This is a genomic window from Aestuariispira ectoiniformans (assembly GCF_025136295.1).
GTDB classification, from domain to species: Bacteria; Pseudomonadota; Alphaproteobacteria; order UBA8366; family Aestuariispiraceae; genus Aestuariispira_A; species Aestuariispira_A ectoiniformans.
In genome coordinates, this window is record NZ_CP062788.1 from 803628 (window position 1) to 828891 (window position 25264).

Annotated in this window: 22 protein-coding genes and 1 tRNA gene; 9 read left to right on the top strand and 14 right to left on the bottom strand. The window is 58.6% G+C overall.

What is annotated here, in order from left to right; translation table 11 throughout:
- Positions 1-338 precede the first annotated feature (338 nt).
- The 5 genes from IF205_RS04035 to IF205_RS04055 form a co-directional block, all read right to left on the bottom strand.
- On the bottom strand, positions 339-1151 hold the full coding sequence (locus IF205_RS04035; RefSeq protein WP_259782011.1) for an LptA/OstA family protein: 813 nt from the start codon (positions 1149-1151) through the stop codon (positions 339-341).
- A 2-nt stretch (positions 1152-1153) separates the two neighbouring features.
- Entirely contained in the window at positions 1154-1825 is a 672-nt protein-coding gene (gene lptC / locus IF205_RS04040; protein WP_259782012.1) for an LPS export ABC transporter periplasmic protein LptC, read from the bottom strand.
- Between the two features lie 17 nt (positions 1826-1842).
- A complete protein-coding gene (locus IF205_RS04045; protein WP_259782013.1) occupies positions 1843-2844 on the bottom strand; it encodes a KpsF/GutQ family sugar-phosphate isomerase in 1002 nt (333 codons plus the stop codon).
- Positions 2845-3044: 200 nt separating this feature from the next.
- Positions 3045-3656, bottom strand: a complete 612-nt coding sequence (locus IF205_RS04050; RefSeq protein WP_259782014.1) for a ribonuclease D — start codon at positions 3654-3656, stop codon at positions 3045-3047.
- A gap of 226 nt (positions 3657-3882) precedes the next feature.
- Positions 3883-3969 (bottom strand) — tRNA-Leu (locus tag IF205_RS04055).
- Positions 3970-4202: 233 nt separating this feature from the next.
- On the opposite strand from IF205_RS04055, the gene IF205_RS04060 reads away from it, so the two are divergent.
- Positions 4203-5153 carry a complex I NDUFA9 subunit family protein gene (locus IF205_RS04060; RefSeq protein ID WP_259782015.1) on the top strand — a complete coding sequence of 317 codons (951 nt, stop codon included), beginning with the start codon at positions 4203-4205 and terminating at the stop codon, positions 5151-5153.
- Between the two features lie 64 nt (positions 5154-5217).
- Here IF205_RS04060 and IF205_RS04065 read toward each other — a convergent pair whose 3' ends face one another.
- Positions 5218-5973 (bottom strand): SDR family oxidoreductase, encoded by a 756-nt coding sequence (locus IF205_RS04065; protein ID WP_259782016.1) that lies wholly within the window; start codon positions 5971-5973, stop codon positions 5218-5220.
- Between the two features lie 21 nt (positions 5974-5994).
- On the bottom strand, positions 5995-6795 hold the full coding sequence (locus tag IF205_RS04070) for an undecaprenyl-diphosphate phosphatase (protein WP_259782017.1): 801 nt from the start codon (positions 6793-6795) through the stop codon (positions 5995-5997).
- Between the two features lie 367 nt (positions 6796-7162).
- Here IF205_RS04070 and IF205_RS04075 point away from each other — a divergent pair, with 367 nt between their 5' ends.
- From IF205_RS04075 to IF205_RS04100, 6 genes are all read left to right on the top strand, one after another.
- Positions 7163-8632: an NAD(P)-dependent oxidoreductase gene (locus IF205_RS04075; RefSeq protein ID WP_259782018.1), complete on the top strand. Its 1470-nt coding sequence runs from the start codon at positions 7163-7165 to the stop codon at positions 8630-8632.
- Positions 8633-8650: 18 nt separating this feature from the next.
- A complete protein-coding gene (gene gltB / locus IF205_RS04080; RefSeq protein WP_259782019.1) occupies positions 8651-13186 on the top strand; it encodes a glutamate synthase large subunit in 4536 nt (1511 codons plus the stop codon).
- A gap of 208 nt (positions 13187-13394) precedes the next feature.
- Positions 13395-14405, top strand: coding sequence for a TAXI family TRAP transporter solute-binding subunit (locus IF205_RS04085; RefSeq protein ID WP_259782020.1), 1011 nt, complete (start codon positions 13395-13397; stop codon positions 14403-14405).
- 76 nt (positions 14406-14481) lie between these two features.
- A complete protein-coding gene (locus IF205_RS04090; protein ID WP_259782021.1) occupies positions 14482-16566 on the top strand; it encodes a TRAP transporter permease in 2085 nt (694 codons plus the stop codon).
- 99 nt (positions 16567-16665) lie between these two features.
- Positions 16666-17085 (top strand): MarR family winged helix-turn-helix transcriptional regulator, encoded by a 420-nt coding sequence (locus IF205_RS04095; RefSeq protein ID WP_259782022.1) that lies wholly within the window; start codon positions 16666-16668, stop codon positions 17083-17085.
- A gap of 10 nt (positions 17086-17095) precedes the next feature.
- Positions 17096-17503: a DUF2000 family protein gene (locus IF205_RS04100; protein ID WP_259782023.1), complete on the top strand. Its 408-nt coding sequence runs from the start codon at positions 17096-17098 to the stop codon at positions 17501-17503.
- A 61-nt stretch (positions 17504-17564) separates the two neighbouring features.
- Here IF205_RS04100 and IF205_RS04105 read toward each other — a convergent pair whose 3' ends face one another.
- Positions 17565-18185, bottom strand: coding sequence for a LysE family translocator (locus IF205_RS04105; RefSeq protein WP_259782024.1), 621 nt, complete (start codon positions 18183-18185; stop codon positions 17565-17567).
- A 145-nt stretch (positions 18186-18330) separates the two neighbouring features.
- Between IF205_RS04105 and IF205_RS04110 the strand changes: the two genes are divergently transcribed.
- Positions 18331-18825 carry an Lrp/AsnC family transcriptional regulator gene (locus IF205_RS04110; RefSeq protein ID WP_259782025.1) on the top strand — a complete coding sequence of 165 codons (495 nt, stop codon included), beginning with the start codon at positions 18331-18333 and terminating at the stop codon, positions 18823-18825.
- On the opposite strand, the gene IF205_RS04115 is transcribed toward IF205_RS04110, so the two are convergent.
- A complete protein-coding gene (locus IF205_RS04115; protein ID WP_259782026.1) occupies positions 18822-20693 on the bottom strand; it encodes a cyclic nucleotide-binding domain-containing protein in 1872 nt (623 codons plus the stop codon). The two genes, IF205_RS04110 and IF205_RS04115, sit on opposite strands and share 4 nt — an antisense overlap.
- Before the next feature lie 157 nt (positions 20694-20850).
- On the opposite strand from IF205_RS04115, the gene IF205_RS04120 reads away from it, so the two are divergent.
- Entirely contained in the window at positions 20851-21579 is a 729-nt protein-coding gene (locus tag IF205_RS04120) for a GNAT family N-acetyltransferase (protein ID WP_259782027.1), read from the top strand.
- On the opposite strand, the gene IF205_RS04125 is transcribed toward IF205_RS04120, so the two are convergent.
- The 5 genes from IF205_RS04125 to IF205_RS04145 all read right to left on the bottom strand — a co-directional run bounded on the left by IF205_RS04125 (position 21570) and on the right by IF205_RS04145 (position 25260).
- Entirely contained in the window at positions 21570-22613 is a 1044-nt protein-coding gene (locus IF205_RS04125) for a succinylglutamate desuccinylase/aspartoacylase family protein (RefSeq protein ID WP_259782028.1), read from the bottom strand. The two genes, IF205_RS04120 and IF205_RS04125, sit on opposite strands and share 10 nt — an antisense overlap.
- Positions 22614-23519, bottom strand: a complete 906-nt coding sequence (gene rimK, locus IF205_RS04130; protein WP_259782029.1) for a 30S ribosomal protein S6--L-glutamate ligase — start codon at positions 23517-23519, stop codon at positions 22614-22616.
- Positions 23516-24019 carry an ATP-dependent zinc protease family protein gene (locus IF205_RS04135; RefSeq protein ID WP_259782030.1) on the bottom strand — a complete coding sequence of 168 codons (504 nt, stop codon included), beginning with the start codon at positions 24017-24019 and terminating at the stop codon, positions 23516-23518. Before IF205_RS04135 ends, rimK begins: the two co-directional genes overlap by 4 nt.
- A gap of 168 nt (positions 24020-24187) precedes the next feature.
- Positions 24188-24622, bottom strand: a complete 435-nt coding sequence (locus tag IF205_RS04140; protein WP_259782031.1) for a hypothetical protein — start codon at positions 24620-24622, stop codon at positions 24188-24190.
- 38 nt (positions 24623-24660) lie between these two features.
- Complete coding sequence (locus IF205_RS04145; RefSeq protein WP_259782032.1) at positions 24661-25260, bottom strand: HD domain-containing protein; 600 nt, start codon at positions 25258-25260, stop codon at positions 24661-24663.
- Positions 25261-25264 lie beyond the last annotated feature (4 nt).

A 25264-nucleotide genomic window follows, 5' to 3' on the forward strand; every position in this document is an offset into this window, starting at 1 on the left:
TTCTTCCAACTGCGTTGCGGCTCGTTCCATATCGCTCAACGTCAGAGGGGCGTCGTCCTTGCCTTTGGCCGTGAGATCGGTCCGGTCCTGTGCGGCGGCGGCCTGTTCCATGGAGGCGCGTAATGCCTGGCGGGCTGATGCCGCGGCCTTGGGCTGTGCGCGGGAGGTTGCAGGCACGGGGGGAGGGGCTGGCACGACGCTGTCGTCATTCATCGCGTCGGGGCCGGTCGCATTGATTGGCCCCTGATCTTTTTCGCCGCGATTTGCCACGTTCTTTGGTCGACTCATACCCGCTGCCTGTTTTTCCCGCTTATCGTGCGGGGTTTATGAGTTACAGCCTAATTGCCGGTGGAATCCGGAATAAGCAAGCCTTTAACGCGGCCGGTTCCACCTTTCAGTTTGCTCCGGCCGGTCTTCATATTGACCTCGGCGCATTCACCATTCAATTGGTTTTCGCCCCGGGTGATTTTTACCGACCCGCACAAGGTCGCGACCTGCCGGTCCACCTCATAGACGCCTTCCTGCCCCCGGATGATTTCCGTCGGGGTGGAGATATGAACGTTTTTGGTGGCGTCGATACGTTTCACTTCATTCTTGCCGGTTGATATGTTCGGCTGGATGAAGGCGGTCAGGACACCGGCCTGCAGGCGTTTGTCTTCCTGGGTGACAAGCGCATCCCCGCGGGCGACGGCAATGTTTTTCACCTGCCAGTATTCGAGCGAGTCGCGGGCCGTGATGATGGCCTTCGGATTGGTCAGTTTCAGGTTGTTGCCGACCAGGACAATGACCTGCTTGTCCATGTGGTAGACACCCTTGTCGCCGACTGCCGTCGTATCGGTGTTCACAATGCGGACATTACCGAGGGCGTCCATCCGGTACATCTGCTGTTTGTCATTGGCGCCTGCGCGGTAATAGGCGACCAGTTCGTCGGCGTAAACCTGTAGTTCGCCCTGGGTTGCATGGGCATTGCCCCGCGCACGATATTCGCCGGACCCTTCGGTTTTGTCCCTGATCCATTCGATCCCGTCATCGGCCTCGATCTGGATTTCCTGGCTGCTGTTGGTTGCCGTCTGGGCGCTGGCGACGGTCGTGATACCGGCTGCCCATGCTGTGGAAACCAGGAGGAGCAAAAGACGGAAAAGTGACTTCATTGTTATGACCCGCGTTCAGTCGGCCGGAGGATTAGTTTTGTCTTGCCGAGCAATTCGATGCGTTCACCCATGTTGTAGACGCGAATGCCCTCTGCGGAAACATAAATATCCGGTCCCTGGCCTTCGACCGGGGTCAGGCTGTAGCCGCTTTTCTGGTCGAAATTCAACATCATACGTTCTGTGTGGAATTCATAGCCCTGATCCTGGAACAGGTTCACCCCGCCCCAAAGGTCCAGGGTGTTGGTATCCTGGTTCATGCGCCCGGTCGGGGCCGTGACGGCATACCAGGTCTGGTCCGCCCAGGTGATATCCGCCTTGGGGTCCGTCAGGTCGATGATCGGGATGTCCGGATCATGTTGCTTGGCGTTTTTCGCCGTCACAGTATAGGGCGAGTTGCCGTTCTGTACGCTGGTATAGACCGCGTTGGTGATCTGGATATCACGGGCGGCGTCCCGTTCTGCCTGGGTGAAACCCAGACCGTCCCGCTGGCTTTCCTCCAGCAGCGGCCAGCCGACAACCGCCAGCGTCAGGGCGACGGCAATGGTCGGGAACAGGATTTTCAGGAAGCCGACGATCCGCGCGCGGTAACGTTGCGCCCGGACGATCCGCTGACCGACCGGGATACTGGCGCCCTTGCGCGCAACGTTTGGCGTGTCGTCTATGGCTTCCGCCATACTGGCTTTCCTCTCAATCAGGCAATGCCTGCCCGCAGCAGATCATGCATGTGGACAATGCCCACCGGCTTGCCCTCATCCTCCACGAAGATCGTGGTGAAGGGGTGATCCGCGTTATTCATCTGGTTGAGGACCTCCATCGCCAGGATATCCGGTGTGGTGGTCTTCGGTGTCTGCGTCATAATGTCTTCCACATGCCGATCCAGCAGGTCATTGGACATATGGCGGCGCAGGTCGCCGTCGGTCACGATCCCAATCAGCTTGCCGTCCTTGTCCTGCACGCCGATACAGCCGAACCGTTTTTCCGCCATGATCAGGATGGCGTCGCGCATGGTCGGGTTGTTCGCCGTCAGGGGAACCTCGTCGCCGGTATGCATCAGGTCCCTGACACGGACCAATTGCTGACCCAGCTTGCCGCCCGGATGGAAGGTATGAAAGTCCTGGGCGGAAAATCCCTTGCGTTCCAACAGTGCGACGGCAATCGCATCGCCCAGCGCCAGCGTCATCGTGGTCGATGTCGTCGGCGCCAGTCCCAGGGCGCCTGCTTCCGGCCGGTCGGACAGGATCAGGGCGATATCGGCGGTTTCCGCCAGGGTGCTTTTGGCCCGAGAGGTGATCGCCACCATGGGGATCGAAAACCGCCGGGAGAACTGCAGCAGGTCGCTCAATTCCTTGGTCTCGCCGGAATTGGACAGCGCCAGGATTGCATCCTCGGAGGTGATCATGCCCAGGTCACCGTGGCTGGCCTCGGCGGGATGGACGTATTGTGCCGGCGCGCCGGTGGAGGCAAAGGTCGCCGCGATCTTGCTTGCGATATGGCCGCTTTTACCCATGCCGGTGACAATGATGCGGCCCTTTACCTGGGCAAAAAGCGCGACCGCCCGGGCAAAGTCGCCGTTCAGCTCCCGGCTGAGCTGGCTGATGGCGTCGCTGGCCAGATCCAGAACGCGCCGCCCCGCCTCAACGTCGGTTTGAACCTGACTATTGTCATCGGAAAGCTGCAAAACTTGACTGATCACGCATACGACCCTTGTCGTTGAAGCATCCACCAACATCCGTTAATGGCGCAGAATCATTAGTAAATATCATTCGTGGACAGGGCAATAAAATACGCCTGTCCCGCTGCCTTCGTCAATCTGCTCGGGCAGTTGTTTCTCGCCCAACCTATATGGGTCGCCGTTCCGGCCCTTCAAGCGCGGAAACCTGCGAAAAACCGGGGCTAGTGGGCGAAGATATCCACTTCGTCCCAACCGCAGAGGTCCAGTTCCCCACGTGCGGGGAGAAAATCAAAGCAGGCCTGCGCCAGATGGGTGCGGTTTTCCCGCGCCAGCAGGGTGTCGAATTTCTCTTTCAGGCGGTGCAGATACAAAACGTCGCTGGCGGCATATTCCAGTTGCGCATCGCTCAACTCGTCGGCGGCCCAGTCGGACGACTGCTGTGCCTTGGACAGGTCCACGCCCAGCATTTCGCGGCACAGAACCGCCAGTCCGTGCCGGTCCGTATAGGTCCGGGTCAGTTTCGCGGCGATTTTGGTGCAATAGATGGGGCGGGTCTGCACGCCCAGGTATTTCTGCAGGATCGCCACATCGAAACGGGCGAAATGAAACAGTTTCAGCCGATTGGGATCGGTCAGCAGCGCCTTCAGGTTCGGGGCGTCATACTGGTCGCGCTTGAATTTCACCAGATGGCATTCGCCATCGCCGGCGGAAAGCTGTGCCAGGCACAAGCGGTCGCGATGCGGGTTCAGGCCCTGGGTCTCGGTGTCGATGGCGATCACATCGCCAAGGTCCAGGCCGTCCGGCAGGTCGTCGTGGTGAAGATGAATATTCAAGTCTAGGCCCTCTAACGTCTTGCTCAACCAATCGGGAATGGGCTGTTCATATATAAAAAACGGCACGTCGCCAAGCAACGTGAGCGGCCCGAAGCCTATAGAAACACATGATCTGCGGCAACTCGGAAATCGGGCGCTGATTTCGGGGTGGCCCGAGACCATCCCGAAAACAAAAAAGGACAGCCGATGCTGTCCATTTTGTAAGTGTGTTAAACACTTAAAGAATTGGTGCCCAGGAGAAGACTCGAACTTCCACGACCTTTCGGCCACAGGTACCTGAAACCTGCGCGTCTACCAATTCCGCCACCTGGGCTCAACGCGGCGCCTTTTTGCGATTTTAGCCCCCCAATGTCAACACGGAAATTCGGCCAAAATGAATTTTTTTTGACCGCCTGCGAAAATTGGTCGCTTTTCCCCGGTTTGGGCTGCCTCTTGGCGGGGCGGGCGCAATGGGTTATATCCTTGGCCGCAAGAATTTCAGCGGGCGGCACTAGACAGAGCGTGCCCGCGTGAGGATCAACAGGTCACAGCATCCAGGGGATTATAATGGGTCCGAAACTCGTTACTGTGTTTGGTGGCTCCGGCTTTGTGGGCCGGCATATCGTTCAGCGCCTTGCCCATAAGGGTTATGTGGTGCGTGTTGCAGTTCGCGATCCGGAATCGGCCCTTTACCTGAAGCCCATGGGGCGTGTCGGGCAGGTCACGCCGGTTCAGGCAAGCCTGCGTGACCCGGCATCGGTCCGGGCGGCTATCGACGGGTCCGACATGGTGATCAACCTTGTGGGCATTCTTTATGAAAGCGGCAAGCAGACGTTTGATGCCATCCACCGTATCGGTGCGGCAACCGTCGCGAAGGCCGCCAGGGACGCCGGGGTGAAGACGCTGGTCCATATGTCGGCACTGGGTGCGGACAAGGCGTCGAAGTCGAAATATGCACGCAGCAAGGCGCTTGGCGAAGAGGCCGTGCTTGAGGCTTTCCCGGAAGCGTCCATCATCCGGCCCAGCGTGATCTTCGGCCCGCATGACGACTTTTTCAACAAATTCGCGGCCATGGCCAAGGTTTCCCCGGCGCTGCCGTTGATTGGCGGTGGTCACACGAAATTCCAGCCGGTCTATGTGGGTGATGTGGCGGACGCCTTCCTGAAATGCCTCGAAGACAAGACCTGTGCGGGTCATACCTATGATCTGGCCGGGCCGTCGGTTTATACCTTCGAGGAATTGATGGAACTGGTCCTGCACGAGATCGGCGCGCATCGCGGCCTGATCCCGCTGCCGTTCCCCTTTGCATCGCTGCTGGCTTCCGTGCTGGAGCTGCTTCCGGTGCCGCCGCTGACGCGCGATCAGGTCAAGCTCCTGAAAAAGGACAATGTCCTGTCGGGTGACACGCCGGGCCTTGAGGCCTTGGGCATCGAACCGACCGCAGCCGAGGTTATCCTACCGACCTATATGGGCATGTACCGCAAGGGCGGACAGTTCAATCCGCTGAAACCGGCATAAGTCTTGCGGATATTACTTCGGGAGAGGCCCTTGCAGGAATGTGAGGGCCTTTTCTTTTGCGGGATTACTGTGCCAGCCGTCCGCCGTCGACGGGCAGGTCGATACCGGTGACATAGGCGGCGGCGTCGCTTGCCAGGAAGGCGACGGCACCGGCCACGTCATCCGGGGATGCCATGCGGCGCAGGGGGGTGCCTGCGCAATACCGTTCCCGGAAGGTCTTGTCCTGATTGTCTTCCACGCCGCCGGGTGACACCGTGTTCACGCGGATGCCCCGGGGACCGTATTGGCAGGCCAGATAGCGGCTGTGCCCCTGGATACCTGCCTTGATTGCGGCATAGGGCGGTGGCGTCGGGGTGATCTTCGTGCCGTCGTAAAGGCTGAAATCCGGGCCGACATGGCCGTAGATGGACGACAGGTTCACAATGCTGCCGGGGTGCGCGGCGTCGGCCATCTGCCGGGCGACGGTTGCCGAACAAAGGCAATAGCTGTCGAGAAGAAGTTCAACCGCCTTGCGCCAGGCATCAGGCGTAATGTGGTCGGGGTCGGCACTATAATAGCCTTCCGGCCGGGGGTAGGCGCAGTTGACCCAGATATCGGCAGTCCCGCAATCCCTGAAAAGGGCGGAGATAGCGGTCTCCAGACCTTTGCTGTCGGTAATGTCAAAGGGGCGGTGGATGATGCCGCTGTCCCTGTTTCCGACAACATCAAGACTGACGGTTGTTGCGCCAAGCTCCGCCAGGGTTTTACAGATGGCGCGTCCGATCAGGCCGTTGCCGCCGGTGACATAGGCGGTTTTGCCTTGCAGGGAAAATTGCGCCATGGGTCCGGTCCTGTCTGTTGCCTAGCCGAGGTAGACCCACGCCAGCAGGCCGCCGCCCAACAGGATACGATAAAGGACGAAGGGTGTGTAGGTGGCGCGTTTCAACCAGGCCATCAGGGCGAAAATTGACAGGAAGCCTGCAACAAAGGCCAGGGCTGCCGCCAGGATCATGTCATGTTCCAGCGATACATTGTCGCTCTGCATGATCTCGAGGACGATCAGCATACCTGCCGCGGCGATGGTGGGGATGGACATCAGCATGGAGAAACGTGCGGAATCGGATCGTTCCATTCCGAGGAAACGGGCTGCCGTCATCGTGATCCCTGAGCGGCTGGTGCCGGGGATCAGGGCCAGAACCTGCGCGCAGCCGATCAGGAAGGCGCTTTTCAGGGTCAGATGTTCCACCCGCCAGACGGTCAGGCCGACCTTGTCGGCAATCCACAAAAGAACCCCGAAGCCGATTGTCGCCCAGGCAATCAGCCGGACGTCGCGCAGATGGGCCTCGATCGTGTCCTGAAGCAGGTAACCGGCGATAACGACGGGGATGGTGGCCACGATCACATTGATCAGCATACGTGTTTCCACGCCCGTACGGCCAATGCAAAGCTTGCCGATACCGACCATCATCATCCAGAGATCACGCCAGAAATACAACATCACGGCCAGCAGGGTGCCCAGATGGACGGCCACATCAATGGCCAGGCCCTGGTCGCTCCACCCCAAAAGCTTGCCGGTGAGGACAAGGTGGCCTGAGGAGCTGATCGGTAGGAATTCGGTGAAGCCCTGGACCAGGGCGAGGACGAAAAGGTGGTAAAGAACCAAGAGTTTTTCCCCGTTTTCAAAAGACCATCGCTTATAGCACCGGAAAAAAATCAATGCATCCCTATCGTTTCATGAAAATTAGTACCGAAATGGTACTATTGACGGAGTCGCAAGGGTCGCAAATTTGTTTGTTAAGGTCGGAAAAAGTCCTGTTTTAGCTAAATAGTTCCGTTTTGTTTACTATCGTGCATTTTTTTCTGGTAATTTGGGGAAAGAGGCAATAAAACAACATCCGAGGCGGCCTAATCGAAAAGGACCTGAGTGCTGCGCGGCGATTGAACGAAATCGCCCGACCGCTTTGTGTCGATAAAAACGAGCCGGACCAGTAATCGAAGCCTTCTGTAAAGGCGGACAGGAACGACAAGAGATGACTACTGATAAGATGCTGAAATTTGTTTCCCGCGGACGGCAGATGCCGACCAAACGGGATGCGGAAAATCGCCGTCAGGACTTCGGGGAAATCTATGCCGAATTCACGACCGACGAAGCGGCATCGCAGGCCGGGCGCTGTTCCCAGTGCGGCGTGCCTTTCTGTCAGGTCCATTGTCCGCTGCACAACAATATCCCCGATTGGCTGATGCTGACCGCGGAAGGCCGCCTGCAGGAGGCCTATGAGGTTTCCAGCGCGACCAATACCTTCCCGGAAATCTGCGGCCGTATCTGTCCGCAGGACCGGCTCTGCGAAGGGTCCTGCGTGATTGAACAGTCCGGTCACGGCACGGTGACCATCGGATCGGTCGAGAAATACATTACCGATACGGCCTGGGAAGAAGGCTGGGTCGAAACGATTGCCCCCGTGCGTGAGCGTGAGGAATCCGTTGCCATCATCGGGGCGGGCCCCGGTGGCCTGGCTGCTGCCGCCAAGCTGCGCGGCAAGGGCTATCAGGTGCATGTCTACGACCGTTATGACCGTGTCGGCGGCCTGATGATCTATGGCATCCCGAATTTCAAACTGGACAAGGATATTGTTCAGCGCCGGACCAAATGGCTGGAAGACAGCGGTGTTCAGTTCCACCTGAACTGCAACATCGGTGAGGATGTTTCCTTCGACGAGTTGCGCGAAAAACATGCATCCATTCTGATCGCCACCGGTGTCTATAAGGCGCGTGACCTGAAGGCCCCGGGTGTCGGCCTGAAAAACATCGTTCCGGCCATGACTTTCCTGACCGCCAGCAACCGGACGGGACTGGGCGATACGGTCGAAGAATTCGAAAACGGCCAGTTGAATGCCGACGGCAAGAATGTGGTCGTGATCGGTGGCGGGGATACCGCGATGGATTGTGTCCGTACGGCCGTCCGCCAGGGGGCGAAGTCGGTCAAATGCCTGTATCGCCGGGACAAGGCCAACATGCCGGGTTCCATGCGCGAGACCGCCAATGCGGAAGAGGAAGGCGTGGAATTCGTCTGGCTGTCCGCACCGGAGGCCTTTGTCGGCAACGACCGGGATGAAGTGACCGGCGTACGTGCGATTTCCATGCGCCTGGGGACCCCGGATGCGACTGGCCGCCGGACGCCGAAACCGATTGAAGGGTCTGAAACGGTTCATGATGCCGATCTGGTGATTTTCGCCCTGGGCTTTGAGCCGGAAGAACTGCCGACCTTGTGGAGCCAGCCGGACCTGCCGGTGACCCGCTGGGGCACGGTCAAGGTTGACCATAAGACGGCGATGACCGCGATGGAGGGTGTCTTTGCCGCCGGTGACATCGTGCGCGGGGCAAGCCTTGTAGTTTGGGCGATCCGCGATGCGCGGGACGCCGCGGACAGCATGCATGACTTTATCCAGAACAAGTTGAGCGAAGCGCAGGCCCTGGCCGATGCGCAGGCCGCGGCAGAATAAGTAGTAGGGATCACGATAATGACGGACCGCAGCTTTATCGAACGCTATCAGGAAAACGCCAGCCATCTGGCGCAGAACGGGCTTTATCTGCCGGAAACCGAGACCGCCAACTGTGGCGTGGGTCTGGTCGCCAGCATCGACGGCACCGCGCGCCGCGACGTGGTTCTGGCCGCAATCGAGGCCCTGGGCCAGATCTGGCACCGTGGCGCGGTTGACGCCGATGGCAAGACCGGCGATGGCGCCGGTATCCACATCCAGATCCCGCAGGAATTCTTCAAGGATCATATCCGCCGCATGGGGCAGGCCCTCGGCAAGGGCCGTCTGGCTGTCGGTCAGGTCTTCCTGCCGCGCACCGACCTTGGCAAACAGGAACGCGTGCGCCAGATCATCGAGGCGGAAATCATCGATATGGGTCACCGTATCTACGGCTGGCGTCAGGTGCCGGTGAATATCGACGTGATCGGTGAAAAGGCCAACTCCACCCGCCCGGAAATCGAACAGATCCTGGTCGAGAACGCGCGCGACGTGGATGACAGCCAGTTCGAAGTGGACCTCTATATTATCCGTCGCCGGATCGAAAAGGCGGTTCTGTCGGAGAACCTGACCGAGGCCTATATCTGCTCGCTGAGCTGCCGCTCCGTCATTTATAAGGGGCTGTTCCTGGCCGAACAGCTTCCGGTCTTCTATCCGGACCTGATGGATGAGAAGTTTGAATCCAACTTTGCCATCTATCACCAGCGCTATTCCACCAATACCTTCCCGTCCTGGCCGCTGGCACAGCCGTTCCGCGTGCTGGCCCACAACGGCGAGATCAACACGCTGCTGGGCAACGTCAACTGGATGAAATCCCATGAGACCCGCATGGACGATCCGGTCTTTGGCGAGCATGTGGAAGACATCAAGCCGATCATCCAGCCGTCCAGCTCGGACTCCGCCGCGCTTGATGCGGTGTTTGAGGTGCTGGTGCGGACCAAACGCGACCTGCCGGAAGTGAAATCGCTGCTGATCCCGGAAGCCTGGGAACAGTCCAACGCGGTGCCGCAGTCGCACAAGGACTTCTATAAATATGCCAATGGCGTGATGGAACCCTGGGATGGTCCGGCGGCAATCTGCGCCTACGGCGGTCGTTGGGTGCTGGCCGGTCTCGACCGGAACGGGCTGCGTCCGCTGCGCTATGTGGTGACCGGCGACGGTCTGCTGATCGTCGGTTCAGAGGCGGGCATGGTCAAGGTTGACGAGAAAAGCGTCATCGAAAAAGGCCGTGTCGGTCCGGGGCAGATGGTGGGTGTGAACCTGCGCACCGGCAAATTCTACAAAGACCCCGAACTGAAGGACTATGTGGCTGGTCTCGCGCCATTTGGCGAATGGGCGGACAATATCACCACCATCGACAAACTGGGTGGCGGTGGCGCTGGCAAGGTCGGCGAGATGACCCGGGCGGACCTGCGCCGCCGGATGGTGGCCGCCGGTTGGTCCATGGAAGACCTGGAGCTGATCCTCCAGCCGATGGTGGAAACCGGCAAGGAAGCGACCGGTTCCATGGGCGACGATACGCCGGTGGCGGTGTTGAGCTCGAAATACCGTGGTCTGCACCACTATTTCCGCCAGAATTTCAGCCAGGTAACCAACCCGCCCATCGACCCCTTGCGTGAACGCATGGTGATGAGCCTTGCCACCCGTCTGGGCAACCTGGGCAACATCCTGGAAGAAGACGCACGTCAGCTTGAAATTCTGCAGCTTGACTCGCCGGTTCTGCTGAATGGCGACTATGAAGCCGTCCGCGAATATATCAAGGACGCAATGGCGGAGATCGACTGTACGTTTGATCCCAGCCGTGGCCCGTCGGCCATGCGCGAAGCCATCTATGAAATCCAGCGCAAGGCAGAGGATGCCGTGCGCCGCGGGGCGGCCCATCTGGTTTTGACCGATGAATATGCAACGCCCGAACGGCCTGCGATCCCGATGATCCTGGCGGCAGGTGCGGTACATACCTATCTGGTGAAAAGCCAGCTCCGTACGTTCAGTTCTCTTAACGTACGTACGGCAGAGGCGCTGGACGTACACTACTATGCGGTTCTGATCGGTGTCGGCGTGACCAGCATCAACGCCTATCTGGCAACGGAGGCGATTGCCGACCGTCACGCCAAGGGCCTGTTTGGCGATCTGGATATCGAGACGGCCATGCGCCGCTATCAGAAGTCCATCAACGACGGACTGTTGAAGATCATGTCCAAGATGGGCATCTCGATCGTCAACTCCTATCGCGGTGGCTATAACTTCGAGGCCGTGGGCCTGTCGCGCAGCCTGGTGTCGGAATTCTTCCCCGGCCTGCCGAGCCGTATTTCCGGGATCGGTCTGACCGGTATCCAGGGCCAGATCCTGTCCCAGCACAACAAGGCCTATGACGAAAGTGCGGCGGCCCTGCCGGTGGGCGGTTTCTACCGCTATCGCAACGGCGGCGAGACCCACGCCTGGGAAGCGAGCCTGATCCATACGCTGCAGAATGCCGTCAGCACCGACAGCTATGCGACCTATAAGAAATATGCCGAAGGCACGCGCAAACTGCCGCCGGTGAGCCTGCGTGACCTGCTGGACTTCGATCCCAAGGCAACGCCGGTTTCCGTGGACGAGGTGGAAAGCATCACCGAAATCCGTAAGCGCCTCGTCGCGCCGGGGATTTCGCTCGGTGCCTTGAGCCCGGTCGCCCATGAAACGCTCTCCATTGCCATGAACCGGATCGGTGCACGTTCCGACAGTGGCGAGGGCGGTGAAGACCCGGCGCGTTACAAGCCAAAAGCTAATGGTGACAATGCTTCCAGCGCGATCAAACAGGTGGCAAGTGGCCGTTTTGGCGTGACGGCGGAATATCTCAATAACTGTAAGGAAATTGAGATCAAGATGGCCCAGGGCGCAAAGCCCGGTGAGGGCGGCCAGCTTCCGGGTTTCAAGGTCTCCAGCCTGATTGCCAAGCTGCGTCACGCCACGGAAGGCGTGACCCTGATCAGCCCGCCGCCGCATCACGACATCTATTCGATCGAAGACCTGGCGCAGTTGATCTACGACCTGAAGCAGATCAACCCGGAGGCCAAGGTCTGCGTCAAACTGGTGGCCCGCGCCGGTATCGGCACCATTGCCGCCGGCGTCGCCAAGGCCCATGCGGACACGATCCTGATTTCCGGCCATTCCGGTGGCACGGGGGCAAGCCCGCAGACCTCCATCAAATATGCCGGTCTGCCTTGGGAAATGGGTCTGGCGGAAGCCCATCAGGTGTTGAGCCTGAACGGTCTGCGCCACAAGGTCCGCCTGCGTACCGACGGTGGCATCAAGACAGGCCGCGATGTGGTGATCGCTGCGATCCTGGGTGCCGAGGAATTCGGCCTGGGCACAGCCAGCCTGGTTGCCATGGGCTGTATCATGGTGCGTCAGTGCCATTCCAACACCTGTCCGGTCGGCGTCTGCACGCAGGACCCCAAACTGATCGACAAGTTCGTCGGTTCGCCGGAAAAAGTGGTCAATCTGTTCAGCTTTGTGGCCGAAGAGGTTCGCGAAATCCTGGCGGAACTGGGTGTCCGGTCGCTGAAGGAAGTTGTTGGGCGGACCGACCTCCTGCAGCAGGTCAGCCGTGGCGCCGCCCATCTGGACGACCTCGACCTGAACCCGCTGTTGGCGCGGGCCGATGCCGGAGCCAAGGGTATGGTTTGCTCCATCAAAGGCCGAAACGAGGTGCCGGAAACGCTGGACGCGCAGATGATCGAGGATGCCGAGGCGCTGTTCAGCCACGGTGAAAAGATGCAGTTGCAGTATAACATCCGCAACACCGACCGCGCCATTGGCACCAAGATCAGTTCCAAGATCACCCGCCAGTTCGGCATGAAGGGTCTGAAACCCGGCCATATCCATGTGCGTATGCGCGGTTCTGCCGGTCAGTCGCTGGGTGCCTTTGCGGTGCAGGGTCTGAAACTGGAAGTGATTGGCGACAGCAACGACTATGTGGGCAAGGGCCTGTCCGGCGGCACTATCGTGGTGCGCCCGATTGCGACCAGCCCGCTGGCGAGCAACGCCAATACGATCATCGGCAACACGGTGCTCTATGGTGCGACGGCGGGAACGCTGTTTGCCGCAGGGCAGGCGGGCGAGCGTTTCGCGGTCCGTAACTCCGGGGCGACGGCGGTGATCGAGGGCTGCGGCTCCAACGGTTGTGAATATATGACCGGCGGCAAGGTTGTGATCCTGGGCGAGACCGGCGATAACTTCGGGGCGGGGATGACCGGGGGCATGGCCTTCGTTCTGGACCGGACCGGCAGTTTTGAATCCCGGGTCAACCCGGACACGATCGGGCTTTACCGCCTGGAAACGGATTACTGGGCCGAAGTGGTGCACAAGCTGATTGCAGAGCATCACGCCGAAACCCACTCGAAATGGGCCGACACGATCCTTAACGAATGGGACCGCGTGCGCGAGAAATTCTGGCATGTGGTACCGCATGAGATCGTCGGCAAACTGGAACATCCGCTGTCTCTGGACGGCGATGTGGCGGCGGGGGCCGCCGAGTAACCCCCCTAGTACTTTTCCTTATCCCTCGACCTTACACCCTGGCTTCGGCCAGGGTTTTTTTTGCCTGCATCCTTTTGTTGCGGGAATCGTATCGTTTCGCGCTATTGCGGGTTGTTAATATTAGCGAAAACGGCTTAAATCAGACCTGAAATGCTAATAGAGGCCAGCAACAAGAATAAAAAATTCAAAGTCAGACAGGGAGATAGAGATGACTTTCATGACCAAAGCCATCCGGGCAGCGGCTGTGGGTGCTGCGATGATCGCCGGAATCGGTGCAACGCAGGCGCAGGAAATCAACTTCTTTACCATCGGTACGGGCGGGACAGCCTATACCTATTATCCGGTTGGCGGCGTGATCGCCAATGCCATTTCCAATCCGCCGGGGTCCCGCCCCTGCGAAGAGGGCGGCAGTTGCGGGGTGCCGGGCCTGATTGCCTCTGCGGTTTCCTCCCGGGGATCGGTGGACAATATCAACGCGATCCTGTCGGGGCTGCGGGACTCCGGTTTTGCACAGTCTGATGTTGCCTATTGGGCGGCGACGGGTACCGGCACGATGGACGGCAAGGAACCGGCGAAGAATCTGCGGACGATCGCGGCCCTTTTTGAAGAACATATTCATCTGGTGGCGCTGGCGGACAGTGGCATCAACAGCGTTGCCGATCTGAAAGGCAAACGCGTGTCTCTGGATGAGCCGGGCTCAGGCACCTATGTGGATGCCAAGCTGATCCTGGAAGCCAACGGCATGGGCGTCGATGACGTCACCGCCGAGGCACTGAAAGGCAATGCGGCCTCCGAAGCGCTGCGTAACGGCAAGATCGACGCTTTCTTTGTCGTTGCCGGTTACCCGACGGGCGGCCTGGTTGAACTGGCCTCCGCAGAGGATATCAAGCTGGTTCCGATTGACGGGGATGCGGCGGCTGCCCTGACCAAGAAATACGGTTTCTTCTCGGCCAGCGAAATCCCCGAAGGCACCTATGAAGGTGTGGGATCGGTGAAGACCGTTGCAGTCGGTGCGCAGTGGTTCACCAGCGCCGACAAGGATGAAGAGCTGATCTATCAGATCACCAAGGCGTTGTGGAATGACAAGACCCGCAAGCTGCTGGACAACGGTCATGCGAAGGGCAAGGCAATCACGTTGGAAACGGCGCTGAACGGTGTCGGCGTGCCGCTGCACAAAGGGGCGGAACGTTTCTATCGTGAAGCAGGTCTGCTGAACTAGGAAATCAGATATCCGACGAACCGGGCGTCCCTGGGGCGCCCGGCTTCTGTTTTGTATTTCTGTCAGGAGTTCCCCCATGAACGCCGAAAGTCAACGCGCGCTGACGTCGGAAGAACTGGCCCGGATCGAACGTAAATACGATCCCGAACAGGCCTTCCGTCCGACCGGCCGCAGTCTGGCAATGGTGATAACGGTCGCCCTCGTGGCGATGTCGGTCTATCATTTTTACGCTGCCGGGTTTGCCTTGATCCGCGAGCTGCTGCATCGCGGCATTCACCTGTCCTTCGTCTTGGGGCTTGTGTTCCTGCTCTTTTCCTGGCGCCGCACCGACAGTGTGGAACCGTTGCGCGGCTGGTTCCGGATATCCGGTGTTGCCATCCCGGATATCATCTTCAGCCTGTTGGCTGTCGCCGCCGCATTATACCTGCCGCTTCTGCCGCCGGAAATCGTGGCGGGCCGTGTGGGCAATCCATCCCAGATGGACGTCCTCATGGGAACGGCGCTGCTGCTTTTGACGTTGGAGGCCTGCCGCCGGTCGGTCGGGCCGACGCTGCCGATCATTGCCCTGATTGCCATCGCCTTTGCCATCCTGGGTCCCTATGCGCCAGGTGCGTTGAAGCATGGCGGGACAAGCTGGCTGGGCCTGATCAACCATCTGTATATGACCAATCAGGGAATTTACGGCATCGCCATCGGGGTGATGGCGCAATATGTCTTCCTGTTTATCCTGTTCGGGGTTCTGGCGACCCGGATCGGCTTGGGGCAGCTTTTCATCGACCTCGCCATGGTGGTTGCCGGGCGTTATTCCGGCGGCCCGGCAAAGGTTGCAATTTTCTCATCCGCCCTGATGGGAACGATTTCAGGGTCTTCTATTGCCAATACGGTGACAACGGGCGCGCTGACGATCCCGGCCATGAAAAAGGTGGGCTATCCCGCCCGTTTTGCCGGTGCGGTCGAGGCGACCTCTTCCACCGGCGGGCAGATCACGCCGCCAATCCTGGGGGCGGCGGCCTTCATCATGGTGGAATATCTTGAACTGCCGTTGCGTGATGTGCTTGCCGCAGCACTTTTTCCGGCGCTGCTGCATTATTTCGGCATCTTCATCATGGTCCATCTGGAGGCACGTCGCCTCGGCCTGCGCGGCCTGCGGGCCGAAGAGCTTCCCAAACTGGGCCTGGTTCTGCGCCAGCATTGGCTGTCTCTGATTCCGCTGGGCATCCTCGTCTATTTCATCCTGTCCGGCAGGACCCCGGATTTCGCGGCGGTCTATGGCATTATCGCCTGCGTGGTTGTCGGCTTTTTGAACCCGGTCAACCGGCTGACCCTGAAAGAGCTGTGGGAATCTCTTGCCTTGGGGGCCAAGGGAACCCTGGCTGTCGGGGCGGCTGCGGCGACGGTGGGTATCGTTGTCGGGGTGGTTACCCTGACGGGGGTCGGTTTCCGTCTGGGCTATGTCGTGGTGCAGACCGCCGGTGACGTGGCCGCCGTGTTCGGCTCCGTCTGGCCGTTGAGTTTCTTTGATGTGGCCAGTTGGACGTTGCTTGTGTCGCTGCTGTTGATTGCGGTGTCCTGCATCATCATGGGGGCGGGGATTCCGACAACGGCCACATATATCATTCTGGTCGCGGTCGCCGCACCGGCACTGGCGCAGCTTCAGGTGCAGCCGCTGGTCTCCCATTTCTTTGTTTTCTATTACGGGGTGCTGGCCGATATCACGCCACCGGTGGCGCTTGCGGCCTATGCGGCGGCGGGGATCGCGGGCGCCAACCCGTTCAAGACCGGCAATACAGCCTTTCGTCTGGGCATTGCCAAGGCGCTGGTACCCTTTGTCTTTGTCTATTCTCCGGCTTTGCTGCTTGTGGCGGACGGCTTTACCTGGACCGCATTCGTCGTCACGCTTGCCGGGGCGATGCTGGGTATTGCCGGATTGGGTGTGGCCTTCTCGGGCTTCTGGCTGGCCCCGATGAAAAAGGTTGAACGCTGGTGGGTCGCCATCGTTTCCTTCCTGTTTATCGCGCCGGGGCTTGAAACCATGGGGCTTGGTCTGCTTGCCATGCTGCCGATGGTTTATGTGCAGTTTCGCCGCAAACGCCAGATTGCACAGGAGGCAAGCATCGCGACCGTCGCGGATGGGGAAATGATGACTGGCCGTGTTGAATAAACGCAGCCGTCTTGTATGGGAATGGAGGTCCCGGCTTCGGCCGGGATTTTTTTCTGAAAATATCTTGTATACGAGAGATATGTATGCGAGATATCTACTATGAAACAGATTTCGGATTGCATCAGTTATCAGATTGGCGTTGCCGCCAAGCGGATCAGCCGGTCTGCGCGCGATTATCTGGCGGCTTTTGACGTGACGCCAGTTCAATACGCGGTGTTGCGGGCCTTGTCTGATCAGGATCGCCAAACCGGGGCGCAGTTGACCGCATTGCTGCACATCGACAGTGCGACGATGACCGGGGTGCTGGACAGGCTGGTTCGGCTGGAATTGATTCAACGCGTGCCGCATGAAACGGACCGGCGGGTCAAATGCCTGTCCCTGACGGATTATGGTCGCAGGCGGCTGCCTGACATGGATGCGGCCATGGAGCGCCTCAATGAAGAGGTAGACAGGTTTCTGGGTGATGACGCAGACGATTTCCGCCGCATCCTGAAACGGGTTGAGAAATTGAGCTTGTAAAGAGGATGTGATGTTCGACAGTAAAATTTCGATTGTCCTGCGGGATGATCTCGAGAATTGGCAGAAGATGAATGTGGTGGCGTTTTTAACCTCCGGCATCGTTGGCCAGAACCCGGAAATCCTGGGTGCGGAATATGAGGACGCCGCAGGCAACCGGTTCAATCCGCTGGCAGTGCAGCCGATGATTGTTCTGTCAGGCGACGGGACGACCTTGTCCAAAATTCATCAGCGCGCACTGACCCGGAATTTGCGGACATCCGTTTATATCGAGGAGATGTTTTCAACCGGCCATGACGCCGCGAACCGCGCTGTCTTCAAGGAATACGGCCCGGAGGATGCCAAGATTGTCGGCCTTGCCATCCGCGCCGACAAAAAGGCCGTCGACAAAGTCACCAAAGGCGCAAAAATGCACAGTTGAGGTGTTCAGCGCGTGATGCTGGGCCAGTCGCGCAGGCGTTACTCTGCTTTTCTGGAAAGTCCTAGAATTCCGACAGGATCAATGAAACACCGATTGTGAAAACAATCAGCCCGGCGATTTTGCAAATTACATTACCGTTGCGGTGACTCATAAGAAAGTCATGCCCGCTGCCGGATGCGAAAATGCCAACGGACGAGTAGACCACGAAGCACAAACTGCTCGTAATTGTTCCGAAGATCAGAGCATACAGCCAAAATGGCATTGTTCCGGGAATGTAAAATTGTGGAAGAAGGGAGAAATAGAAAATAAGACCCTTCGGATTAAGAACGCTGGTAAAGAATCCGTATTTTACGTCATTGACGACTTTTATCTGATCTGGTCCGCCAGATGAAAAACTCTGGATGTCAGCCACAAACAGCCGATAGGCGAGATACATCAGATATGCCATGCCCAAGAGCTTGAATCCAAAGAATACATTTGGATAGGCTTTGAAAACCGCCTCAAGGCCGACAGCAACAAGAAGGGTGAAGACGAGATAGCCGCTTGATATGCCGATGGCGGCTTTGATGCCAGCATTCCTTCCATCGGCCAGTGACCGGCTTGTGACATAAAGCATGTCCGGCCCGGGAACGATGATAAGACTGAGCACCGTAATTAAAAATAGCGTGACGTCCCCTCCCATTAACCCTGCCCCTTTCCTGCCAAAGTATCGATTGCCATCTGCGGGCACCTGTTTAAAGACAGCCTCTGGTTGACTGATAAGCTTTTAGTTGCTGTTTATAGTATACAGATGACTATTTTGCGTTGTGGCGAAAAGGTTGCGAAATATGAGCGTAATTGGACGGTTAGACAGGACAGATTTTCGTATATTAACGATTCTGCAGGAAAATGCGTGGACGTCCACGAAAGAGCTCGCCGCGCGAATTAACCTGTCTCTCTCAGCAACCAGTCAGCGCGTTAAAACGCTCAAAGATGAAGGGCATTTGATCGCGGCGCATGCGGTCGTCAATGAAAAGACGATGAACATGCGGTTGGAAGCTCTGATTTTAATCCAGTTGGATAAGCATGATGGAAGCGTCGTCGAAGAGTTTCTGGAGGAGATAATCGCCATTCCGGAAGTGAAATCCGCTTTTCTGATAACCGGGCGTTACGACATCGTTGTTAATGTCGGTGTTTGTGACACCGATCATCTCAAACAATTGGCGTTTGAATGCTTCACAAACCGTCCGTATATCACGAAGATTGAGACGTCGTTGGTCTATGATTCAATCCATAGTCGGGTGATGACGCCGTTGGTTCCCCGAACGGAAGGAAAAGCCTAGCGCGTGATGCTGGGCCAGTCGCGCAGGCGTTGGCTGAAGATATCGATCAGGCGGCGCAGGACAGGGTCGAAATCCTGGAGCTTGTCCAGCCGCTTTTTCAATGCCTCGCCGGACAGGGCGGACACCTCCGCTTCCTCCACAGCGCGGGCGGAGGCCATGCGCGGCATGCTGTTGATCAGGGCCATCTCGCCGGTCACATCACCCCGGCCGATCACGGCAATTACCTGATTGCCCTTTTCCTGCTCCAGGATGATTTCAACCCGGCCCTTGTGGACGAAATAGGCATTGTCGCCTAATTCCCCCTGCCGGAAGATATAGCTGCCGGCGGGATAGACCAGATGGCCGGTCTTTGTCTTGCGCGGCTTGTCCCTGTTTTCCTCCAGCGTCAGTTCCGCCTCGTGAAGGTCCGCAGGCAGGGGCTGTTTCTCACCCAGATCGCTTTTGGATATTGCTGACAGGGCGATATCGAACAACTGGCGGATCTCCGCCTTGACCTCTTTCGGGGTGACCGACTGGTCGAGGCGCGCGAGAAGGCTGTCTTTGGTCTGTTCCAGTTTTTGCGGATTGGTGGCGATATCCGAGGGGAAAAGCGGCGGGGTCTTGATCGCCTCGGTCAGGACGTCAATCACCGTGGTGGTGAGAGCATCCAGATTGCGCCGTCCGAAACGGCTGTAGAGCATGTCGAAGAGATACCCCAGCCGCGCCATCTTGTTGGGCAGAAGGCGGCAGACCTGTTCCAGGCAGCGCACCGGCGACAGGTCCTCTTCGTTCTGCGACAGGGCGGACAAGGCACGAAGCGTGAGTGCCTCCGCCATATTCGGGCCGCCGGCAAAGCCCATATCCTGACGCAGGATACTGGCCAGCAGGGTCAGGGCTGCGGCATCCGTCACCTTGCCGACGCCGATCCGCCCGCTGCGGCGGAAATAGGCGGCGACCCGTTCCATCATGACGGTACGGGTATAAGGCAGGATGAAGCGGGTCAGCGCCTTTGCAAGCCGTTCCAGCGCCTTGGTGGTCCAGCGGTCGGTCTCCCAGCGCCCGGTGCAGATACCGGCCAGGGTCTGCATGGCGGCAAGCTGGTGTTCATGCGGACCCAGTAAATCCTTCAGGGCTTCTGCATTGTCGCAGATTTCCGCAATGGCCCCGTCCAGATGTTCCTGCAGGTTGCGGCCATAGTCGCTTTCCAGATGGTCCAGCAGGACAATGAGCTTGTCCTCCCAGCCGCCCTGTTGGCCCAGTTCCTTTGCCAGCGCGCTCAGGATCGCATATTCGTTGTCGATCTTGCCCTGGGTTTCTTCGGCCAGTTGGGCAAGGGGCGACAGGTCGCTGTCCGTGCCTTTTTTGGAGGTCGGGTCTGTCTGCCCGGCGCGGTCACAGATTTCCTTGGTGGTTTTATAGAGGAAGTCGACCCGGTCCTGGTAATTCTCTTCGGAAATGCGGGCCTGCATGGAGGCAATTTTCTGCACGCCGCGATCATAGAGATCGCTGTTGCGCATCACGAGGCGCAGATGATTGTGATTGAACAACAGTTCCAGCGGCGTCAGAAGCTCGCGCGCGGTGTAATGGCGCAGCAACCGCCCCAGCGCCAGCCGGGCGTCCACGGCATAGAAATCGTCGATTGTCTTGCAAGGCGGCGCTGTTTCCACCGTGGCGATGGTGAGCTTGCCTTCCTTGCGCTGGCAGGCCTCTTCAAAAATGACTTCCGGCTTGGCGCGCTTTTCGTCTTCGCGGACAACGCGAATGGCGTCAAATTGCCCAGCCTGGACCAGGGTGCCGGCAATCTTCAGAGCGCCGCGTTCCTGATCGTGGACGGAATCGATCGTCCAGCGGCCTTCACTTTGCGTCTGCACTTCAAAAGAGACTGTCATAACTGCCCATTAGTTCATGTGGTTGCTTATATTGTAGGATTTCGCTTCGCGGGGCAATGCGCTGTGAAAATGGACCATATAGCTTTTGAAAAATGGCTCTTTGGTTTCAGTTGGTCCTGTCATAATTGATAGGTCCAATCAATGTCTGGAGCCGCAGATGACCGACTATATCCCCCCATCCGAACCGAATGAATTTGGCCTGCCGATCGGACTGCCCGTATCGGACTGGAAGGCGGCGAAAACACCGCAACGCGATGTGCTTGCCGGTCGTTTCTGCCGTGTGGAGGGCCTGACTGCCGACTTGCACGCAGAGGATCTCTTTAACGGCCTTGCCCTGGACGGGGAGGGACGCAACTGGGCCTATCTGATTGCCAGAAAGCCACGGGACCTGGAGTCATTCCGGGCGTGGATTGCGGAAATCGCCGCTCAGAAGGACCCGCTTTTCTATGCCATCATCGACCTGGCGACAGGCAAGGCGGTTGGCATGGCGAGCTATATGCGGATCAATCCCGCACATGGGGTGATCGAGGTGGGCAGCATTCTTTATACCCCCCTGTTACAGCGCAAACCTGCCGCGACCGAGGCCATGTATCTGATGATGCGCCATGTCTTCGAGGACCTGGGGTATCGTCGATATGAATGGAAATGCAATGCCCTGAACGGTCCGTCGCGCCGGGCGGCGGAACGGCTGGGTTTCACCTATGAGGGAACCTTCCGGCAGAATATGGTGGTCCATGACCGCAACCGCGATACCGCCTGGTTCTCGCTGCTCGATGCAGAATGGCCGGACTGCAAGGCAGCGCTGGAGGCTTGGTTGTCACCGGAGAATTTCGATGAACAGGGCCAGCAGCGGCAGAGCCTGGAGAGCCTGCGCAATCAGGCGTAGGGATCGCTGTCGTCGGCCTCCATTTCCTCGTCGATCAGGTCCTTGAAGCTTTCGATGGTTTCAGTGGCCTGATCGCCATCGTCGACCTTGGCGATATGGACGATCGCATCGCCCTGGTTCACCATCGGCAGGTTCAGCCGCCCGATGATCAGGCCGCTGTGGCCCGCAATCACGGGTTCCTCGAATTCGCCAAAGGGATCGGAGATCTGGCCCAGCACGTCACCCTCTTTGACATAGGCCCCGAGGCGGCAGCCGCTGCGCAGGATGCCGCCGAAAGGCGCGCGGGTCCAGGCGCTGGCGGATGCGGTAACCGGGGTGATCGGCGACTTGGGCCGCCAGCGTTTGCTGATCATGCCCAGATGATGGAGGACGCGTAACACGCCTTTCAGCCCCGCCTGGATGCTGACCTCGTCGAAGCGCAGGGCCTCGCCCGCCTCATAGACAATGACCTTGGCGTCCGTCTCGTCAGCGGCCTGACGCAGCGAACCGGGGATGATGGCCTTGTGCAGGATGACCGGCGCGCCAAAGGCATGGGCGATATCACTGAGGCCCTCCAGGTCCATATCCGCGCGGATTTGCGGCAGGTTTTCCCGGTGGACGGCGGCGGTATGCAGGTCGATGCCATAGTCGCAATGCCGGACCACCTCATTCATCAGGATATGGGCAAGCTGTGAGGCGAGCGATCCGCCGGTGGTGCCGGGGAAGCTGCGGTTCAGGTCCCGCCGGTCGGGCAGATAGCGGGTGTGGTTCACAAAGCCGAAGACATTGACGATGGGTACCGCCAGCAGCGTGCCGCGCAAAGACTTGAGGGCGGGGGAGCGGGACAGCCTGCGGATGATCTCCACGCCGTTGACCTCATCCCCGTGCAACGCCCCGGAGACGAAAACCGTCGGGCCGTCCTTCCGTCCGTGGAAGACCTGCACCGGCAGGGCCATGGGCGCATGGTTGGACAGCAGGCTGATCGGCAGGTCGATGGCATGGCGTTCGCCAGGGGCCACCTTCTTGCCGCCGATTACAAAAGGCGCGCGGGCCACCTATCCGCGCCCTCTTGTGCGGGTCTTGCCCGGTTTCGCATTGGTTTCGATGAACTGGATGATCTGTCCGGCGATATCCTTGCCCGTTGCGTTTTCAATGCCTTCCAGCCCGGGGGTGGAGTTTACCTCCATGACCACCGGCCCGTGGTTGGAGCGCAGCATGTCCACCCCGGCGACGTTGAGGCCCATGGTCTTGGCGGCGCGCACGGCAGTCGAGCGTTCCTCCGGCGTGATCTTGATGGTGCTGGCGGTGCCGCCGCGATGTAGATTGGACCGGAAACTGTCCTTCGGGCCCTGGCGTTTCATGGCGGCGACGACCTTGTCGCCGATCACCAGACAGCGCAGGTCCGCGCCTTTGGCCTCCTTGATATATTCCTGCACCAGGATATGCACCTTGGCGCCGCGAAAGGCCTCGATGATGCTTTTCAGCGAGTCATGGGTTTCCCCCAGCACCACGCCAACGCCCTGTGTGCCTTCCAGCAGCTTGACGACTGCAGGCGCACCACCAACCATCTCGATCAGGTCGTCGGAATGTTTGGACGAATGGGCAAAGCCGGTGATCGGCAGGCCGATCCCCTTGCGGGCCAGCAATTGCAGGCTGCGCAGCTTGTCCCGGGACCGGCTGATGGCGACCGATTCATTCAGCGGCCAGACATTCATCATCTCGAACTGCCGCAGCACCGCGGTTCCGAAAAAGGTGATGGATGCGCCGATCCGGGGGATAACGGCATCAAATCCGTCAAGCACCCGCCCCTGATAGCGGATTTCAGGCTTGTGCGACGTGATATTGATATAGACCTTCAGCGTATCGATGATCTCGATCTCGTGGCCTCGTTCCTCAGCGGCTTCTACCAGACGTCTATGGGAATAAAGGTTCGGGTTTCTGGCGAGCATCGCTATTTTCATGGTTGCCCCTCATCTGTGTTCGATGGTCTGTCTTTTTTGTTTGTTTTACGTTTGCGGTTTCGGTTTCGGCCCAGCACGTAGGATTTATCCGGGGCCACAAAGACCCTCTCCTGCAGGGCGGTCCGGCCCAACAGCATACGGAACCCCATCTGGTCCCGATTGGTCAGGTTGACCTCGATCGGCCAATGGTGATGCCCTATGACCACATCCACCTGGATGAAGAAACGGTCTTCGCGGGTGCCGCCCGAATTGGTCACGGGCCGCTGGTCGACGATCTTTGCCCGTCCCGACACCACGACGGCGTCATTCCGTTGGAAGGGGTGCAGGTTAAAGCGCACCCAGTCCTCGCCATCCTGGCGAAATGGTTCGATATCCCAGGCATGCAGGGCCGAACTGCGGGCGCCGGTATCGATTTTCGCCTTGATGCGGTCGATACCGAAATCGGGCAGGGACACCCATTCACGCCAGCCAATAAGTTCCCTGTCTGAGAATTCCGTCATTAATCGTGTATCCCAGCTATATATCCACTGTATTACAGTGCCGAAACCGGATCATTAGGAATTTAATATTGTTACGTAATTATGGCCCTTTGTCATCAGGGCAGGCGCAAAAGCCACCGGCCGCCATGGGCGATGGCTCAAGTCCTGATGGAATTGTGGAACGCGGCGTTAGCCGTCGGTCAGGCCGTCCCAGAAATCGGCGACGCCCTCTTTGGTGCCTTCCCAGGCATCGGCGGCGGCGGATTTCAGGCTGCTGAACCAGTCGCCTGCTTCATCCGAGGCCTCACCGGCCTGTTCCTTGGCCGCAGCAGTGCCGTCGGCGGCTGCATCGGTTGCACTGTCCCAGCCTTCCTTCGCACCCTCCTTGACGTCGTTGTAGACCTCACCGGCCTTGTCGGCGACGTTGGAGGAGGTTTCAACCGCGAAATCCTTGACCGACTTCGCGGCTTCGGAAATTTCCTTTCCGGCTTGCTTGGCGGTGCTGTCCTCGGCCAGGGCCGGTGCGCCAGCAATCAGGGATGCGAAAAGAAGGGTGGCGGGAATAACAGCTTTCAAGGACATGGAGTATGGTACCGGGTTAATGCTCAAAGTTGGCGATACCATACTCTGTCGCCTATGAAATTGACAGCATTATGGCAGCGTCAAAGATGCCGTTTCAGGATATTGGGGTCAAAGGCCTTGCGGGCGAAGATTTCCCGGACCATCGGGGCAAAGAATTCCAGGTTTTCACTGTCATAGGCCGGGTCGAAGGACGATTGGTCATAGACTTCACAAAAGTGCGCACAGGCATCGAAATAGGGGTTATCCCTGAACTTGTCGCGCTCATCCTTGTTACCGCCGATGTGATGGGCGTAATAGAATTTCTGGAAGGTATCGTGATGGTTCACCACCCACCAGCATTCTTCCCGCACAAAGGGTTTCAGGATGGTTGCGGCGTATTCCGCATGATTATGCGGGGCCAGAAGGTCGCCGATATCATGCAACAGGGCCGAGACCACCATATCCACATCCGCACCGTCGCGATGGGCGCGCGTGGCCGATTGCAGGGAATGTTCCAGCCGGTCCACCTGATAGCAACTGAAGGTATCCTTCAGTTTTTTCAGTTCCGCCAGAACGCGGTCCGCCGTGCCTTCCGCATGGACGACCTCATTGGCAAAAACCAGCTTCGTGTCCTCCGGCGTGCCGTCCTTCATCTGGGTGAAGGAAACCGTGCCGCCCGTCCATTCGCGATGTTCCGTCATGATG

Excerpts from the sequence above, each read along its gene's own strand:
- IF205_RS04035 (WP_259782011.1), bottom strand. The coding sequence starts at position 1,151 with ATGAAGTCACTTTTCCGTCTTTTGCTCCTCCTGGTTTCCACAGCATGG.
- lptC (WP_259782012.1), bottom strand. The coding sequence starts at position 1,825 with ATGGCGGAAGCCATAGACGACACGCCAAACGTTGCGCGCAAGGGCGCC.
- IF205_RS04060 (WP_259782015.1), top strand. The coding sequence starts at position 4,203 with ATGGGTCCGAAACTCGTTACTGTGTTTGGTGGCTCCGGCTTTGTGGGC.
- IF205_RS04065 (WP_259782016.1), bottom strand. The coding sequence starts at position 5,973 with ATGGCGCAATTTTCCCTGCAAGGCAAAACCGCCTATGTCACCGGCGGC.
- IF205_RS04075 (WP_259782018.1), top strand. The coding sequence starts at position 7,163 with ATGACTACTGATAAGATGCTGAAATTTGTTTCCCGCGGACGGCAGATG.
- gltB (WP_259782019.1), top strand. The coding sequence starts at position 8,651 with ATGACGGACCGCAGCTTTATCGAACGCTATCAGGAAAACGCCAGCCAT.
- IF205_RS04085 (WP_259782020.1), top strand. The coding sequence starts at position 13,395 with ATGACTTTCATGACCAAAGCCATCCGGGCAGCGGCTGTGGGTGCTGCG.
- IF205_RS04090 (WP_259782021.1), top strand. The coding sequence starts at position 14,482 with ATGAACGCCGAAAGTCAACGCGCGCTGACGTCGGAAGAACTGGCCCGG.
- IF205_RS04095 (WP_259782022.1), top strand. The coding sequence starts at position 16,666 with ATGAAACAGATTTCGGATTGCATCAGTTATCAGATTGGCGTTGCCGCC.
- IF205_RS04100 (WP_259782023.1), top strand. The coding sequence starts at position 17,096 with ATGTTCGACAGTAAAATTTCGATTGTCCTGCGGGATGATCTCGAGAAT.
- IF205_RS04105 (WP_259782024.1), bottom strand. The coding sequence starts at position 18,185 with ATGGGAGGGGACGTCACGCTATTTTTAATTACGGTGCTCAGTCTTATC.
- IF205_RS04110 (WP_259782025.1), top strand. The coding sequence starts at position 18,331 with ATGAGCGTAATTGGACGGTTAGACAGGACAGATTTTCGTATATTAACG.
- IF205_RS04115 (WP_259782026.1), bottom strand. The coding sequence starts at position 20,693 with ATGACAGTCTCTTTTGAAGTGCAGACGCAAAGTGAAGGCCGCTGGACG.
- IF205_RS04120 (WP_259782027.1), top strand. The coding sequence starts at position 20,851 with ATGACCGACTATATCCCCCCATCCGAACCGAATGAATTTGGCCTGCCG.
- rimK (WP_259782029.1), bottom strand. The coding sequence starts at position 23,519 with ATGAAAATAGCGATGCTCGCCAGAAACCCGAACCTTTATTCCCATAGA.
- IF205_RS04135 (WP_259782030.1), bottom strand. The coding sequence starts at position 24,019 with ATGACGGAATTCTCAGACAGGGAACTTATTGGCTGGCGTGAATGGGTG.
- IF205_RS04140 (WP_259782031.1), bottom strand. The coding sequence starts at position 24,622 with ATGGTATCGCCAACTTTGAGCATTAACCCGGTACCATACTCCATGTCC.
- IF205_RS04145 (WP_259782032.1), bottom strand. The coding sequence starts at position 25,260 with ATGACGGAACATCGCGAATGGACGGGCGGCACGGTTTCCTTCACCCAG.